Source organism: Verrucosispora sp. NA02020, assembly GCF_013364215.1.
Classification (GTDB): domain Bacteria; phylum Actinomycetota; class Actinomycetes; order Mycobacteriales; family Micromonosporaceae; genus Micromonospora.
This window is the reverse complement of record NZ_CP054923.1, coordinates 5,956,285-5,972,366: the sequence shown is the minus strand read 5'-3', so window position 1 is coordinate 5,972,366 and position 16,082 is coordinate 5,956,285. Positions and strand designations below refer to the sequence as shown.

8 protein-coding genes and 1 pseudogene are annotated in these 16,082 nt (G+C 70.9%); 6 read left to right on the top strand and 3 right to left on the bottom strand.

Annotation, left to right across the window (positions count from 1 at the left end; all coding sequences use genetic code 11):
* The first annotated feature begins 38 nt into the window (after positions 1 to 38).
* The 4 genes and pseudogenes from HUT12_RS26585 to HUT12_RS26570 all read left to right on the top strand — a co-directional run.
* Positions 39 to 443 (top strand): Asp23/Gls24 family envelope stress response protein, encoded by a 405-nt coding sequence (locus HUT12_RS26585; protein ID WP_176095090.1) that lies wholly within the window; start codon positions 39 to 41, stop codon positions 441 to 443.
* 102 nt (positions 444 to 545) lie between these two features.
* Positions 546 to 2,234 (top strand): methylmalonyl-CoA mutase, encoded by a 1,689-nt coding sequence (locus tag HUT12_RS26580; RefSeq protein ID WP_176095089.1) that lies wholly within the window; start codon positions 546 to 548, stop codon positions 2,232 to 2,234.
* A 101-nt stretch (positions 2,235 to 2,335) separates the two neighbouring features.
* Positions 2,336 to 3,250: a tetratricopeptide repeat protein gene (locus HUT12_RS26575; protein ID WP_176095088.1), complete on the top strand. Its 915-nt coding sequence runs from the start codon at positions 2,336 to 2,338 to the stop codon at positions 3,248 to 3,250.
* A gap of 121 nt (positions 3,251 to 3,371) precedes the next feature.
* Positions 3,372 to 4,364 (top strand): annotated as a pseudogene (locus HUT12_RS26570) (arginase family protein); the annotation flags it as partial.
* A 274-nt stretch (positions 4,365 to 4,638) separates the two neighbouring features.
* On the opposite strand, the gene HUT12_RS26565 reads toward HUT12_RS26570, so the two are convergent.
* On the bottom strand, positions 4,639 to 6,591 hold the full coding sequence (locus HUT12_RS26565; RefSeq protein WP_176095087.1) for a penicillin-binding transpeptidase domain-containing protein: 1,953 nt from the start codon (positions 6,589 to 6,591) through the stop codon (positions 4,639 to 4,641).
* 290 nt (positions 6,592 to 6,881) lie between these two features.
* On the opposite strand from HUT12_RS26565, the gene HUT12_RS26560 reads away from it, so the two are divergent.
* Positions 6,882 to 11,933, top strand: a complete 5,052-nt coding sequence (locus HUT12_RS26560) for an NAD-glutamate dehydrogenase (protein WP_176095086.1) — start codon at positions 6,882 to 6,884, stop codon at positions 11,931 to 11,933.
* Between the two features lie 64 nt (positions 11,934 to 11,997).
* On the opposite strand, the gene HUT12_RS26555 is transcribed toward HUT12_RS26560, so the two are convergent.
* Together HUT12_RS26555 and HUT12_RS26550 are read right to left on the bottom strand one after the other, a co-directional pair.
* Positions 11,998 to 12,723: a class F sortase gene (locus HUT12_RS26555; RefSeq protein WP_176095085.1), complete on the bottom strand. Its 726-nt coding sequence runs from the start codon at positions 12,721 to 12,723 to the stop codon at positions 11,998 to 12,000.
* Entirely contained in the window at positions 12,707 to 13,717 is a 1,011-nt protein-coding gene (locus HUT12_RS26550) for a hypothetical protein (protein ID WP_176095084.1), read from the bottom strand. Before HUT12_RS26550 ends, HUT12_RS26555 begins: the two co-directional genes overlap by 17 nt.
* 536 nt (positions 13,718 to 14,253) lie before the next feature.
* Here HUT12_RS26550 and HUT12_RS26545 point away from each other — a divergent pair.
* Positions 14,254 to 16,059, top strand: a complete 1,806-nt coding sequence (locus HUT12_RS26545) for a glycoside hydrolase family 6 protein (RefSeq protein WP_176095083.1) — start codon at positions 14,254 to 14,256, stop codon at positions 16,057 to 16,059.
* The last annotated feature ends 23 nt before the right edge of the window (positions 16,060 to 16,082 follow it).

Genomic DNA, 16,082 nt, shown 5'->3' with positions numbered 1-16,082 from the left:
CAGAGCGCGTGGGGTGGTGTGACGGCTGCTGGAGAGAGATGGACCACGAGATGACGCAGGAGTTGCCGATGACGCCGGACGCGGTGCCGGGCGGTCGTACCGACATCTCGGACGAGGTGGTGGAGAAGATCGCGGTGGCCGCGGCGAAGGCCGTGCCCGGTGTGGTCGAGCTGGGCGGTGACATGGCGCGGTTCTTCAACGCGGTGCTCGACCGGGTCGGGCTGGACCAGGTGGGTGACGCCCGGCGCGGGTGCTCGGCGCACGTCACCAACGGCGCGGCGGTGGTCAACCTGGTGATCGTGATCGACGCCGGGCACGCGGTGCCCGAGGTGACCTCGGCGGTGCGGGTCGGGGTGACCCAGGCGATCGAGGCGTACGGCCTGGGGGTCGACGAGATCAACATCCGGGTGGACGACGTCGCCATCGGTGGTCCCGCCGTCTGAGGGCGGTTCGACATTACCGACCGGTAGGCGTTTCCTTAGCGATCGTTCAGGTAAGGGCTCTACACTCGACGTGCTGTCGAGGACTCGAGGAGGAGCCCGGGGATGAACGCCGACGAGATCGCCGCCGGACGGGCCCGCTGGCAGGCCCGGTACGACGCCGCGCACAAGCGGGACGCGGACTTCACCACGCTCTCCGGGCTGCCCGTCGAGCCGGTCTACGGGCCCCCGGAGGGTGCCGCGTACCCGGGCTTCGACCGGATCGGCTGGCCGGGCGAGTTCCCGTACACGCGGGGCCTGCACCCGACCGGCTATCGCGGGCGGACCTGGACCATCCGGCAGTTCGCCGGGTTCGGCAACGCCCGGCAGACCAACGAGCGCTACAAGATGATCCTCGGCGCGGGCGGCGGCGGTCTCTCGGTCGCCTTCGACATGCCCACCCTGATGGGCCGCGACTCCGACGACCCGCAGTCGCTCGGCGAGGTGGGCCACTGCGGGGTGGCGGTGGACAGCGCCGTCGACATGGAGGCGCTCTTCGACGGCATCGACCTGGCGGCGGTCACCACGAGCATGACCATCTCCGGTCCGGCGGTGCCGGTCTTCTGCATGTACCTGGTCGCCGCCGAGCGGCAGGGCGCCGACCTGTCGACGCTCGACGGCACCCTGCAGACCGACATCTTCAAGGAGTACATCGCGCAGAAGGAGTGGCTCTTCGACCCCGAGCCGCACCTGCGTCTGATCGGCGACCTGATGGAGTACTGCGCCCGGGAGATCCCGCGCTACAAGCCGCTCTCCGTCTCCGGCTACCACATCCGCGAGGCCGGCTCGACCGCCGCGCAGGAGTTGGCGTACACGCTGGCCGACGGGTTCGGCTACGTCGAGCTGGGGCTCTCGCGCGGGATGGACGTCGACGTCTTCGCCCCGGGGCTGAGCTTCTTCTTCGACTCGCACGTCGACTTCTTCGAGGAGATCGCCAAGTTCCGCGCCGCCCGCCGGATCTGGGCCCGCTGGCTGCGCGACGTCTACGGCGCCACCAGCGAGAAGGCGCTCTGGCTGCGCTTCCACACGCAGACCGCCGGGGTGTCGCTGACCGCCCAGCAGCCCGTCAACAACGTGGTGCGTACCGCCGTCGAGGCGCTCGCCGCAGTGCTCGGCGGCACCAACTCGCTGCACACCAACGCGCTGGACGAGACGCTGGCGCTGCCCACCGACTCCTCCGCCGAGATCGCCCTGAGGACCCAGCAGGTGCTGATGGAGGAGATCGGGGTGACCAACGTCGCCGACCCGCTCGGCGGCTCGTGGTACGTCGAGGCGCTGACCGACCGGATCGAGGCGGAGGCGGAGGAGATCTTCGCCCGGATCCGCGCGCTGGGCGGTGAGGGTCCGCACACCATCGGTCCGATGACCTCCGGAATCCTGCGCGGCATCGAGGACGGCTGGTTCACCGGCCAGATCGCCGAGTCGGCCTTCGTCTACCAGCAGGCGCTGGAGAAGGGCGACAAGAAGATCGTCGGCGTCAACTGCCACACCGGCACGGTCGCCAAGGAACTGGAGATCATGCGGATCTCGCACGAGGTGGAGCTGGAGCAGCGCCGGCTGCTGGCCGCGCGCAGGGCCGACCGGGACGAGGCCCGGGCCAGGACGGCCGTAGAGGAGATGGTGGCGGTGAGCCGTACCGGGGAGAACATGATCCCGGCGATGCTCGACGCCGTCCGGGCCGAAGCCACGCTCGGCGAGATCTGCGACGCGCTGCGTGCGGAATGGGGCGTTTACCGCGAGCCCGCCCGGTTCTGACACCCGCTCCGGCGGGGGTGTCTGGGCAGGGGCGACAGCGGCAACCGCACGGGCGGTGGCTGCACCTGAGTTCGGCAAATCGCGTGCGAGACTAGGTAACCATGAGCGACCCACGGATCACCTCGTCGATCTTCACCCGCGGCGCGGTCGACCTCAGCGCGTTGCGCCCCGCCGCGCCCAGTCCCACCCCGGCACCGGCCCAGTCCGGCCCGCCCGCCGCCGCGCCCGGCAACCCCGTCGGCGGCGGCGTCACCGTCATCGACGTGACGGAGGCGACCTTCCAGTCCGAGGTGCTGGAGCGCTCGCTGACCACACCCGTGGTGGTGGACTTCTGGGCCGAGTGGTGCGAGCCGTGCAAGCAGCTCTCCCCGGTGCTGGAGCGGTTGGCGGCGGAGGGCGGCGGCGCCTGGGTGCTCGCCAAGGTCGACGTGGACGCCAACCCTCGACTGGCGCAGATGTTCCGGGTGCAGGGCATCCCGATGGTGTACGCGGTGGTCGGCGGGCAGCCGGTCGACGCCTTCTCCGGCGTGGTCCCCGAGGCGCAGCTCCGCCAGTGGATCGGGGCGGTGCTCAAGGCCGGCGGCGTGGCCGTCGCCGAGCCGGAGGACCCGCGTCTGGACGAGGCGGACGACGCCCTGATGACCGGCGACCTGGACGCCGCCGAGCAGGCGTACCGCAAGATCCTGGCGGAGACGCCGGCGGACGCGGCGGCGGCGGCCGGGCTGGCCCAGGTCGGGCTGGCCCGCCGGGTGGCCGGCGCGGACCCGCAGGCGGCGCTCGCCACCGCCGCGTCCGACCCCGACGACGTCGACGCGCAACTGCTGGCCGCCGACATCGAGGTGCTCAGCGGTCTGGCCGAGCAGGCGTACCAGCGGCTGGTCTCGGTGGTCCGGCGGACCACCGGGGAGGACCGGGAGAAGGTACGACAGCACCTGGTCGGCCTCTTCACCATCGCCGGTCCGGAGGATCCGGCGGTCGCGTCGGCGCGTCGGGCCCTGGCCAGCGCCCTGTTCTGAGTCACTTACCACGCCAGCGCGGGCCGGCGTGATGCCGGCCCGCCCGACATCGGAGGACGGGAGCCCATGTGAGCGCGAGCAGTGAGCTTGCGAGCCCCGCAGTCGCGAACGAAAGCGGTCGATGATGCGTCGGATCGCCGTCCTCGACGCGCCGAGCAACCTCGGTCTGCGACCACCCACGCCGACCTCGGTGCCGGGCTGCGGCAAGGCGCCCGGCGCACTGCGTGACCAGGGTCTGCTGCCCCGGCTGCGGGCCCGTGACGCCGGTCATCTGACGCCGCCCCGGTACGACGCCGGGGACTGGCGGCCGGGCGACGGGGTGTGCCACGCCCGGGAGATCGCCGACTACTCGGTGGGGTTGGCCGACCGGATCGGCGCGATCATCGACCGGGGTGAGTTCCCGGTGATCCTGGGTGGCGACTGCTCGATCCTGCTCGGCTCGGCACTGGCCATGCATCGGCTCGGCGAGGCGGTGGGCGGCCGGATCGGCCTGGTCTTCGTGGACGGGCACTCCGACTTCCGGCATCCGGGCAACGCCTCCTACGTGGGCGCTGCGGCCGGTGAGGACCTCGCCCTGGTCACCGGCCGAGGTCAGGCCGACCTGGCGGCGATCGAGGGGCGACGCCCGTACTTCCGGGACATCGACGTGGTGGTGCTCGGCATCCGTGCCCAGGACGAGTACCGGTTGGACCTCCAGGCCGCCGGGATCCTGACCCGGCCGGTCCCGGCGCTGCGGGCCGAGGGCGCCGCCCGCACCGCCCAGTGGACGCACGAGCAGCTCGCCGACTGCGCCGGTTACTGGGTACACGTCGATGTGGACGTCCTCGACCCGGCCGTGATGCCGGCGGTCGACGCGCCCGACCCGGGTGGGATCGCCTTCGCCGAGCTGGAGATCCTGCTCGCCGGGCTGGTCGACACCCCGCACTGCCTCGGCGTCGAGCTGACCGTCTTCGACCCCGACTACGACCCGGACGGCGCGTACGCGGCCGAGATCGTCAACACGCTGGTGGCCGGGCTGCGCCCGGTGACCGCGCCCGGCTCGGTGCCGCCCCGGCTGCGTCCCGAGCCCGTCGAGCGTCCCGCTCCGGCCCCGCGCCGGGGCCTCGACCCGGTCGACCCGCCACCGGCCGGACCGCTCCTGCCGGTGGTGCCACCGGTCGCCGCTGCCCCGCCGACCGACGAGCGCCGGGGCGAACCCGAGCGGGACGCCCGGACCGACCGGGAGCCGGAACCGGACGGCGCGTACCCGACGTCGGAACCGGACGGCGCGTACCCGGAGTCGGAACCGGGCGTCGTCGACTCCGACGAGGCCGAAGTCGACGACGTCGACCCGGCCGACGACGTGACCCGGCCCGCGTCGGCACCGGGCGGTCTGACCGCCTGAGCCGTCAGCGGGACAGCGCGCGCAGGAATCGCTCGGCGATCGGCACGGCGGTGCCGCTACCCGAGCCGCCCTTCTCCACGAAGACGGCGAAGGCGACATCGCCCTGCCAGCCGACGAACCAGGCGTGGGTGTTCTTCGGGTCGTCGTCGTACTCGGCGGTGCCGGTCTTGCCGTGCACCGGCCCGCCCGGGGCGTCCTTCAACGCGCTGCCGGTGCCGCTGGTCACGACCTCGCGCATCATCCCCCGAACCGCCGCCACCGCCTCGGCGTTCAGCTCCGGTCCCGGCGCGGCCGTCGCCTCGGGCGCGGGGTCCAGCACCAGCTTCGGCGGGGTGAAACCGCCCTTGGCCACCGCTGCGGTCGCCGCCGCCATGGCCAACGGGCTGACCAGGGTCGTGCCCTGGCCGATCGCGGCGGCGGCCTGCTCGGTGGCGCCGCCGTTCGCGGAGACCTTGCCGGTGAAGGCGTCGAGCCCGACCGTCCACTGGCCCTCCAGGCCGAGCGTCCGGCCGGTCGCGGCCAGTCCGTCGCCGCCGAGCTGCGGTGCCAGGGCAGCGAACGTGGTGTTGCAGGACCGGGCGAAGACGGTGCGGAAGGGCACCTCGCCGAGGGCGAAGTCGTTCGAGTTCTTGAACGACCGGCCGTCGACGACCTGGGTCTTGGGGCAGTCGACCCGGGTGTCCGGGGTCACCGCGCCGCGTTCCACCAGCCCGAGCGCGCTGACCATCTTGAACGTGGAGCCCGGCGGGACCTGGGCGGTGAAGGCCAGGTTCTCCCCGGCGGCACCGGGGCCGTTGGCGGAGGCGAGCACCGCGCCGTCGCCGATCCGGACGGCGACGAGGGCGGAGCGTCGCCGCTCGCCGCGCAGCGCCTGGTCGGCCGCGTTCTGGGTGGCCACGTCGAGGCTGGTCCGCACCGGCTCGCCGGGCTTCGGGTCATGCCGGAACAGTTCGGTGCCGGTGCGTTCCACCGTGCCGGTCGCCGACGCCCGGGTGACCACCACGGTGAGGCCCGGCACGCCGCGGAGCCGTTCGTCCCAGCGGCCCTGCAAGCCGCCGTGCCCGACCATGTCGCCAGGGGAGTAGCGGTCCGGGAACTTGGTCAGGTCGTCGGCCTGGGCCGGGTCGACCGTGCCGAGCACCGCGCGGGCGAACTCACGGGTGGGGGCGAGATCCAACTCGTCGTTCTGGGTGATGGCCCCGGGCAGGCCGTCGATCCGTGACTTGATCTGCTGGAACGCCTCGTCGCGCAGCGTGACCACCTCGACGAACGCGTCCGGCTTCGCCTCGTCGAGTCGGTCGGCCAGACCGGACAGGTCGACCGGCGGGGTGATCGCCGGGCGGATCGCCCGGAACGCCGCGTCCAGGTCGCGGGTGACGGCCTTCACGTCGGTCACCGCGCGGGGTTCCAACCCGACCCGGACCACCGCCCGGGGGGCCACCAGCGGTGCGCCGGCACCGTCGAGCAGCCCGGCGCGGGGTGCCGGGTCGCGCCGCAGACCGAGCCGGTCGCCGCGGGTGAGCTGCTCGGCGAGGACCTGCGGCTCCCAGATCACCTGCCAGACGTCGTCGCGTCCCTTGACCAGCCGGACCGGCCGGTCGTACGTCCACGTGACGTCGCCGGGCAGCGTCCACTCGACGCGGACGGTGCTGGTCGCGGTCTCCTGTTCCACCGTGGGCTTGCCCTGTCGACTCAGCTTGGGCGGCGTCTCGGCCAGTTCGCCGGAGAGCTCCTTGATCTCCCGAGCGACGTCGGCGGCGGCCAGCCGGCTGCCGGTCGGGTCGACGAAGCCGACCGCCTGGAGATCACCCGTGGGCCAGCCGGAGAGGAAGGCGTCCACGCTGCGTTCCGGGCCGTCCTCACCGGAGCAGGCGACCAGAGTGGCCGAGATCACGAGGCAGGCGGCGACAGCGGCCAATCGTGACGAGACGTGACGGTTGCGGTACGCACGGTGCATCAGCCTGGGGTCCTCCTGCTCGGGCTGCCCTGCACGCTAGTACGCCGCGGCACCTGGGGTTGCCCCGTGATGTCCCAGGTGGGCGAAAGACGGGGCCGCGCCGGTGTGATGAACAACATCTGGCGGGGTACTCCTGACCCGGCCGAACCTCGTACCGCAACGGGCGAAAGGACGACGTCACGCACCGGAAGTCCGGCTGGTGGTACGCCGACGGGGCGACCGGTCGGTCTGGCCTAGGCTGGGCGTCGAGAGTGACCCACAACGCGGTGGGTCGAGGGGAGTGGCACCGAATGGACCGGCGTCCGGCGATCAAACCGGGACCCGACCTCCGGCAGGCTGACACCGGCCGGGACGACAGCTTCGACACGGCGACCGACGGAGACGGCTACGGCCGACTCGACACAGGAACGACCGGGATGACCGGTTCGAGCATCGACACCCTCTACGACCTGGGTCTGCCACCAGAGGCGCTGGCGGACGACGTGGAGGACGCCGAACTCGACGAGCCGGTGCCCAACGCCGAGCGGTTGGTGGCCCAGGCGGTCGCCCTCGCCGGCGACGACCACGACGCGGCGACCCTGGTGGGTCGGTTCTGGCGGTTCGCGCCGGACGAGGAGCTGATCGGCTTCACCGCCGAGGAGATGCTCGACGCCGCACGCGCCCACCGCCAGCTCGCCGACCAGCGGGTGCCGGGCGAGTTGAAGCTGCGGATCCACTCACCCGACGCGGAGCAGCACCACAGCGTCGTCGAGATCGTCACCGACGACATGCCGTTCCTGGTCGACTCGGTGACCGCCCTGCTCAACAGCCACCACCTGGACGTGCACCTGCTGGTGCACCCGCTGGTCGTGGTGCGCCGTGAGCCGCTGGGACGACTGGTCGAGGTCGCCGCCGACGTGGAGCCGGACGACGCGATCGACGGTGACCTGGTCGAGAGCTGGATGCGGATCGAGATCGACCCGGTCCGCGACCAGGAGGTACGCGACAAGCTGCGCCGCGAGTTGCAGCGGGTGCTCACCGACGTGCGCGAGGCCGTCGAGGACTGGCCCAAGATGCGCCAGCGGGCCCTCTCCCTCGCCGACGAGCTGGCCGCCGCGCGGACCAGCGACAACCGGCCGCCGGTGCCGGAGAAGGACATCACCGACTCGGTCGAGCTGCTGCGCTGGTTGGCCCACGACCACTTCACCTTCCTCGGGTACCGCGAGTACCGGCTGGTGCAGAACTCGGCCGAGAGCGGGCCGGCGCTGGAGGCGGTGCTCGGCACCGGGCTGGGCATCCTGCGGCAGGACTCGCCGGAGGCGCGGGCGCTGTCGTCGATGACACCCGAGGCGCACGAGAAGGTCACCGAGAAGCGCCTGCTGATCATCACCAAGGCGAACTCGCGGGCCACCGTGCACCGCTCGGCGTACCTCGACTACATCGGCTTCAAGATCTTCGACGCCGACGGTCGGGTGGTGGGCGAGCGGCGGTTCCTCGGGCTCTTCTCCACCGCCGCGTACCGGACCAGCGTGCAGGAGCTGCCGGTGGTGCGACGCAAGGTCGCCGAGGTGCTGGACCGTTCCGGACTGAGCCAGCGCAGCCACTCCGGCAAGGACCTGTTGCAGATCCTGGAGACGTACCCGCGCGACGAGCTGTTCCAGATCAAGACCGACGACCTCTACCACGCGGTGATCGGCGTACTGCGGATGGCGGGTCGCCGGCAACTGCGGGTGTTCCTGCGCCGGGACGCGTACGGGCGGTTCATCTCCTGCCTGATCTATCTGCCCCGGGACCGGTTCACCACCCAGAACCGGCTGCGCATGCAGGACATCCTGCTGCGCGAGCTGAACGGGGTCGGGGTGGACTACACCACCCGTGTCACCGAGTCGATGCTGGCCCGGGTGCACTTCATCGTGCGTACCGACCCGAGCAGCCCGCCCGGGGACATCGACGCCGACCTGCTCGCCGAGGAACTGGCCGACGCCACCCGGCTGTGGGACGACGACTACCGGCTGGTGCTGGAACGCAAGCTCGGTGACGAGCAGGCCAAACACCTGTTCGCCCGGTACGCCGACGCGTTCCCGGAGGGCTACAAGGACGGGCACACGCCGTACGAGGCGATGAAGGACCTGGCCAAGCTGGAGCTGCTGGAGGAGTCCGGCCAGCTCGAGATGCACCTGTTCCGCAAGCAGCCGTTGCCGCGGGCGGTCGTCCGGTCCGATGTCGACGAGTCGATGGACGTCCGGTTCAAGGTCTACCGCTACGGCGAGCCGATGATGCTCTCCGCGGTGCTGCCGGTGCTGCACTCGCTCGGCGTGAAGGTGGTCGACGAGCACCCGTACGAGGTGGAACGCGTCGACGGCCGGATCTGGCTGTACGACTTCGGGCTGCGCCTGCCCGAGGGCCACCAGGAGCTGGCCGAGGTCCGCCCGCACGTGGAGAACGCCTTCGCGGCGGCGTGGCGGGGCGAGGCCGAGGTGGACGGCTTCAACGAGCTGGTGCTGCGCGCCGGGCTCACCTGGCGGCAGGTGGTGGTGCTGCGCGCGTACGCGAAGTACCTGCGTCAGACCGGCACCGTCTTCTCCCAGGACTACATGGAGTCCACGTTCATCGCGTACCCCGTCATGGCCACACTGCTGGTGCGGCTCTTCGAGGCGCGGTTCGAACCGGGGTCGCTCACCGCCGAGCAGCGGGAGGAGCGGGCGGCGGAGCTGGTCTCCGAGATCGACGCCGCGCTCGACGACGTGGCCAGCCTGGACCAGGACCGCATCCTGCGGGCGTACCTGAACCTGATCCAGGCCACCCTGCGGACCAGCTTCTACCAGAAGCCGGTCGGCGGGCGGCCCAAGTCGTACGTGGCGTTCAAGCTCGACCCGCAGGCCATCCCGGACCTGCCGGCGCCCCGGCCGAAGTTCGAGATCTTCGTCTACTCGCCCCGGTTCGAGGGTGTGCACCTGCGGTTCGGGCCGGTGGCCAGGGGCGGGCTGCGCTGGTCCGACCGGCGGGAGGACTTCCGCACCGAGGTGCTCGGCCTGGTCAAGGCGCAGATGGTCAAGAACGCGGTGATCGTGCCGGTGGGCGCCAAGGGCGGCTTCGTGCTCAAGCAGAAGCCGGGCGACCGGGACGAGGCCGTGCTCTGCTACAAGGAGTTCATCTCGGCGCTGCTGGACGTCACCGACAACATCGTGGCCGGTGACATCGTGCCGCCCGACGACGTGGTCCGGCACGACAGCGACGACCCGTACATGGTGGTGGCGGCCGACAAGGGCACCGCGACCTTCTCCGACATCGCCAACGAGATCTCCGTCGCACACAACTTCTGGATGGGCGACGCGTTCGCCTCCGGCGGTTCGGCGGGGTACGACCACAAGAAGATGGGCATCACCGCCCGGGGTGCCTGGGAGTCGGTCAAGCGGCACTTCCGCGAGCTGGGCCACGACACCCAGAGCCAGGACTTCACCGTGGTCGGCGTCGGCGACATGTCCGGCGACGTGTTCGGCAACGGGATGCTGCTCTCCGAGCACATCCGGTTGGTGGCCGCCTTCGACCACCGGCACATCTTCCTGGACCCGAATCCGGATGCGGCCACCTCGTTCGTCGAGCGCAAACGGCTGTTCGAGCTCTCCCGTTCGACCTGGGAGGACTACCACACCGAGCTGATCTCGGCGGGCGGCGGCGTCTACCCGCGTACCGCGAAGTCGGTGCCGGTGTCGCCGCAGGTCCGCGCCGTGCTCGGGCTGCCCGACGACGTGACGCAGATCAGCCCGCAGGAGTTGATGAAGGCGATCGTCACCGCACCGGTCGACCTGTTCTGGAACGGCGGCATCGGCACCTACGTCAAGGCCTCCACCCAGACCAACGGCGAGGTGGGCGACAAGTCCAACGACGCGATCCGGGTGGACGGGCGCAGCCTGCGCTGCCGGGTGGTCGGCGAGGGCGGCAACCTGGGCTTCACCCAGCAGGGCCGGATCGAGTACGCCCAGTCGGGCGGCCGGATGTACACCGACTTCATCGACAACGCGGCCGGGGTGGACTGCTCCGACCACGAGGTGAACATCAAGATCCTGCTGAACACGGCGGTGGCCGACGGCGAGTTGTCCGTCCCCGAGCGGGACGACCTGCTGGCCCGGATGACCGACGAGGTCGCCGAGCTGGTGCTGCGGGACAACTACGACCAGGCCCGCGCGATCAACAACGCCCAGACGCAGGCCGCGTCGCTGCTGCCGGTGCACCGGCGGATGATCACCCACCTGGAACGCTCCGGCGAGTTGAACCGGGCGCTGGAGGCGTTGCCGCCGGACGAGGAACTGGCGGTACGCGCCGAGTCCGGGCTGACCGCGCCGGAGTTCGCGGTGCTGCTCGCGTACGTGAAGATCGCCCTGGAGAAGGAGATCATCGCCGAGGGGTTGGCCGACGAGGAGTGGACCAACGAGGTGTTGGTCAACTACTTCCCGACCCCGATGCGGGAGCGGTTCGCCGACCGGATGGACCGGCACCGGCTGCGTCGCGACATCGTGACCACGGTGCTGGTCAACGAGGCGATCAACCGGGGCGGCATCTCGTTCGTCTATCGGGTGGTCGAGGAGACCGCCGCCACCGCCGCCGACGTCATCCGGGCGTACGTGGTGGTCCGCGAGGTGTTCGGGTTGCGGGAGGTCTGGGACGCCATCGAAGCCCTGGACAACCGCGTCGACCCGGAGTTGCAGACCAGCGCCTACCTGGACACCCGGCGGCTGCTCGACCGGGCGGTGCGCTGGCTGGTCACCAACCGGCGTTCGCCGCTGGACGTGCCGGCCGAGATCGCCCGGTTGCGGGAGGGCGTGGCGGAGCTGCTGCCGAAGCTGGAGACGCTGTTCTACGGCACCGAGCGGGAGGGCATCGCGGCGCACATCGACTCGATGACCGAGCGGGGCGTGCCGCGTGAGCTGGCCGAGCGCAACACCCGCCTGATGTACAGCTTCGGTCTGCTGGACGTGGTGGAGACCGCGGCCGGCAGCGGGCGGAACGTGAGCGAGGTGGCCTCGGTCTACTTCGTGCTCTCGAACCGGTTCCGGGTCGACTCGCTGCTGTCGAAGATCTCCCTGCTGCCTCGCGAGGACCGCTGGCAGACGCTGGCCCGGATGGCGCTGCGCTACGACCTGTACGCCGCGTTGGCCGCGCTCACCGGGGAGGTGCTCGACTCCACGCCGGGTGACCTTTCGCCGTCGGAGCGGGTGCAGCAGTGGGAACAGTCGAACGCCACCTCGATCCACCGCGCCGAGCGGGCGATGGGGGAGTTCGACGAGTCCCGCGCCGACCTGGCCGCGCTCTCGGTGCTGCTGCGGCAGATCCGGACGCTGGTGCGGACCTCCTCAGCCAGCTGACATGTAAGGAAGGGCCCCTTTCTAACGCCTCGTGCATAGGAAGGGGCCCTTCCTAACGTCTCGGTCAGCTCATCAGCGAGGCGAAGACGATCACGTTGTCCGGGTAGTCGCCCTTGACCTCGTCGAACTGGCCGCCGCAGGTGATCACGCGGAGCCCGGGTCGGTCGGAGGGGCCGTACACCTGCTCGGTGGGGAAGGCGTCCTTGGGGTGGGCGGACACCGAGTCGACCCGGAAGTCGACGGAGCCCCCGTCGGCCCGGCTGACCGTGATGACGTCGCCGGACTGCAGCGCGCCGAGGGAGAAGAACACCGCCGCACCGATCGCCGCGGAGTCCACGTGCCCGACGATCACCGAGTTGCCCACCTCGCCCGGGCTGGGACCCGGCGAGTACCAACCGGCGAGCATGGCCTGGTCCAGCGGGGGGACCTCCACGGTGCCGTCAGCATTGGTGCCGAGCATCATGATCTTCGCGTTGACGCCGATGCGGGGGATGGTGATCGTGGTCGGCGCGGACCGGGGCAGCCCGGTCGCGGGGCGGGTCGTGACGGCATCACCGTCGTCGAGGTCCGCGTCGTCGAACGGCTCGGACGCGCGGGGCTCGGGGGTACTCGGACCGGCCTGCGCCAGGGGCTGCGGTGGGCGTACCGGCTCGACGGGCCGCAGCGACGCGCCGATCAGCCCGGAACCCACCATGGCCAGCAGCACGACGACGGCGGCGCCGACGGCGCGCCACGGAGAACCGTGACGGCCGCCGGCCCGTCTCGCCGTCGCGTCAGGCCGCGAACTCATCGACCCGGCGCCGACGCATCAGCACGAGGCCACCGAGGGCCGCCGCACCGACCATGCCCGCTCCGGCGGTGGCCAGGCCACCGTTGGCGCCGGTGGCGATGCCACCGTCTCCGCCGTCGACCCCACCGTGCGGCAGGACCACGATCTCACCGACGCCGCAGGAGCCCTTGAGCTCGTACGTGCCGGGCTTGGCGTCCTTGGCGACGCGGGCTTCGCCGTAGTAGACGAAGTCCTTCTCGTGCTCCCAGCGGTCGCCCGAGTCGTCCTTGCCGCGCTCGCCCGACCAGTCGCCCTCGCTCGACCAGTCCTTCTCGCCGGACCACTCGCGCTCGGCCTCGCTCGACCAGTCCTTCTCGCCGGACCACTCGCGCTCGGCCTCGCTCGACCAGTCCTTCTCGGACTTCGCGCCGTGCTCCTCCTCGGCGGACGGGGCCTTGTGGTCCCGCGCACCTTCCGCGTCCTGGCCGTGCTCCTCGGCCTTCCAGTCGCGGTCCTTGCCTCCGGCGTCGGCCGCGTCGGCCGCACCGCCACCGGCGCCCTTGGACTCCGGCGCCGACTCGGCCTCGCCCGACCAGTCCTTGCCCTCGGAGCGGTCCTCGCCGCCGGGCTGCCAGTCCTTGCCGTCCTGCGAGTCCCCACGGTCCTGCCAGTCCTTGTTGTCCTGCCAGTCCTTGTTGTCCTGCCAGTCCTTGCGGTCCTGTTTCCAGTCCCGGTCGCCGCCCTGGTCACCCTTGTCGCCGCCCTTGTGGGCCGCTTCGAGCTTGACCTTGCCGGTGACCTTGGACCAGACGAAGGGGTGCTCCTGCGCCTCTTCGCAGATCTGAACGAGCTTGACCTCGTCGCCGGGCTTCACCGCGTGCGGCTTGGCGAAGACCTTGCCCTCGTCTTCGGGAGCGTGGCCGTCGGCGAGCGCGACCCCGGGCGCGAACACCAGCAGGGAAGCACCGCCGAGGGCGGCACCCGCAACGACCTTCCCCAGCATCTTCTTAGCCATGACCTGTGTCACTCCATCCCTGTTGTCCTGCGGCCCGCACAACCGAGCCAGAACTGACGTTAGACCGTTTCATGACCTATGCAGGGAAAGATTCGTGTTCTGGCATTCATGCGTTTTACCCGATCGGTCGGCTTCTGCTGAGAGACGCGTGCCGGGGCGTCCCGGGTGGGGTGGTTCACGCCCTGTGGTCGGTGGACGTCACCCCGGTGGCGGTGTGTCACGGGCGGCGCCAGAAATGCCGGGTTAAGCTTTCGAAAATATCGAACCATTGCCATGGAAGCGCTCCCATGCAAGAATCGCTGCACGCGGTGATCGGAGCCACACCGCGCAGGCAGGTGTCGAGGGCAGCCGGTGTCACCGGACGACCACCGTGCCGTCGACCGGGTACCCCGGTCGTGCACCACCACCAACGCCCGCCCGGGTCGGGCGCTCCCGAAGAATCCCGTTGGCATCGGCGGTCGTCCGCGTAGGACGTCCCTCGGACGCCACGTGCCGGGCCGTACGCGGATCCGGTCTCGCCCAAGGAGATCAGTGGCATGAATGTGTGGAGAAGGCTGTCCAGTCGACGACGGACCGTCGCGCTGGCCGGCGCGAGCGCGCTGGTCGCGGGCGGTCTGGTGACGATCCCCGTCACCGCGGCGCACGCCGCGACGCAGTGCGACGTCGCGTACACGACCAACGACTGGCAGGGCGGCTTCACCGCCAACATCACCATCCGGAACATCGGTGACCGGCTCACCAGCTGGACCCTCGGCTTCACGTTCCCCGACGCCAACCAGCGCGTCCAGCAGGGCTGGTCGGCCCGCTGGACCCAGTCGGGCCGGAACGTGACCGCGCAGAACGAGTCCTACAACGGCAACCTGGCCACCGGTGCCAGCACCAGCATCGGCTTCAACGGCGCCTGGAGCGGCAGCAACCCCAAGCCCACCTCGTTCACGGTGAACGGGGTCGCCTGCAACGGCGGCACCACGCCGACCACGCCGCCCCCCACCACTCCGCCGCCGACCACCCCGCCGCCCACCACGCCTCCGCCGACGACGCCTCCGCCCACCACCCCGCCGCCCACGACGCCGCCGCCCGGCACCAAGGTCGACAACCCGTACCTGAACGCCCGAGGCTACGTGAACCCGGAGTGGAAGGCCCGGGCCGAGTCGGTCACCGGCGGCAACCGGGTGTCGAGCATCTCGACCGCCGTCTGGATCGACCGGATCGCCGCGATCGAGGGTACGGACAACAGCCAGTCCAACGGCCCGATGGGCATCCGGGACCACCTGGACGAGGCGCTGCGGCAGAACGCCGAGTACATCCAGTTCGTCATCTACAACCTGCCCGGCCGTGACTGCGCGGCGCTCGCCTCCAACGGTGAGCTGAAGGCCGACGAGCTGCCGAGGTACAAGGCGGAGTACATCGACCCGATCGCGGCGATCATGGGTGACGCGAAGTACCGCAACCTGCGGATCATCAACGTCATCGAGGTCGACTCGCTGCCGAACCTGGTGACCAACACCTCCAACAACCCGGGTGGCACCGTGATGTGCGACACGGTGAAGGCCAACGGCGCGTACGTGCAGGGTGTCGGCTACGCGCTGGCCAAGCTGGGCGCGCTCTCGAACGTCTACAACTACGTCGACGCCGGGCACCACGGCTGGCTCGGCTGGGACAGCAACTTCGTCCCGAGCGCCCAGGTCCTGAAGCAGGCCGCGACCGCCTCCGGCAGCACGGTCAACCACGTGCACGGCTTCATCACCAACACGGCGAACTACTCCGCCCTGATCGAGCCGTACGCGAAGATCAGCGACACGGTCAACGGGCAGACGGTGCGCCAGGCCAAGTGGATCGACTGGAACTTCTACAACGACGAGCAGAGCTTCGCTCAGGCGTTCCGGCAGGAACTGGTCCGGCAGGGCTTCCCGAGCGGCATCGGCATGCTGATCGACACCTCCCGTAACGGCTGGGGCGGCAGCGCCCGGCCCACCGGCGCGGGCCCGACGACCAGCGTGGACGCCTACGTGGACGGTGGCCGGGTCGACCGTCGCATCCACAAGGGCAACTGGTGCAACCAGGCCGGTGCGGGCATGGGCGAGCGGCCGAAGGCCGCGCCGGCGGCGGGTATCGACGCGTACGTCTGGGCCAAGCCCCCGGGCGAGTCGGACGGCTCCAGCCGCGAGATCCCGAACAACGACGGCAAGGGCTTCGACCGGATGTGCGACCCGACCTACACCGGTAACGACCGTAACGGCAACAGCCGCAGCGGTGCCCTGGCCGACGCCCCGATCTCGGGCGCCTGGTTCTCGGCGCAGTTCGCCGAGCTGATGCGCAACGCCTACCCGCCGTTGTCCTGACGGTCAGGCATACCGGCCGCCAG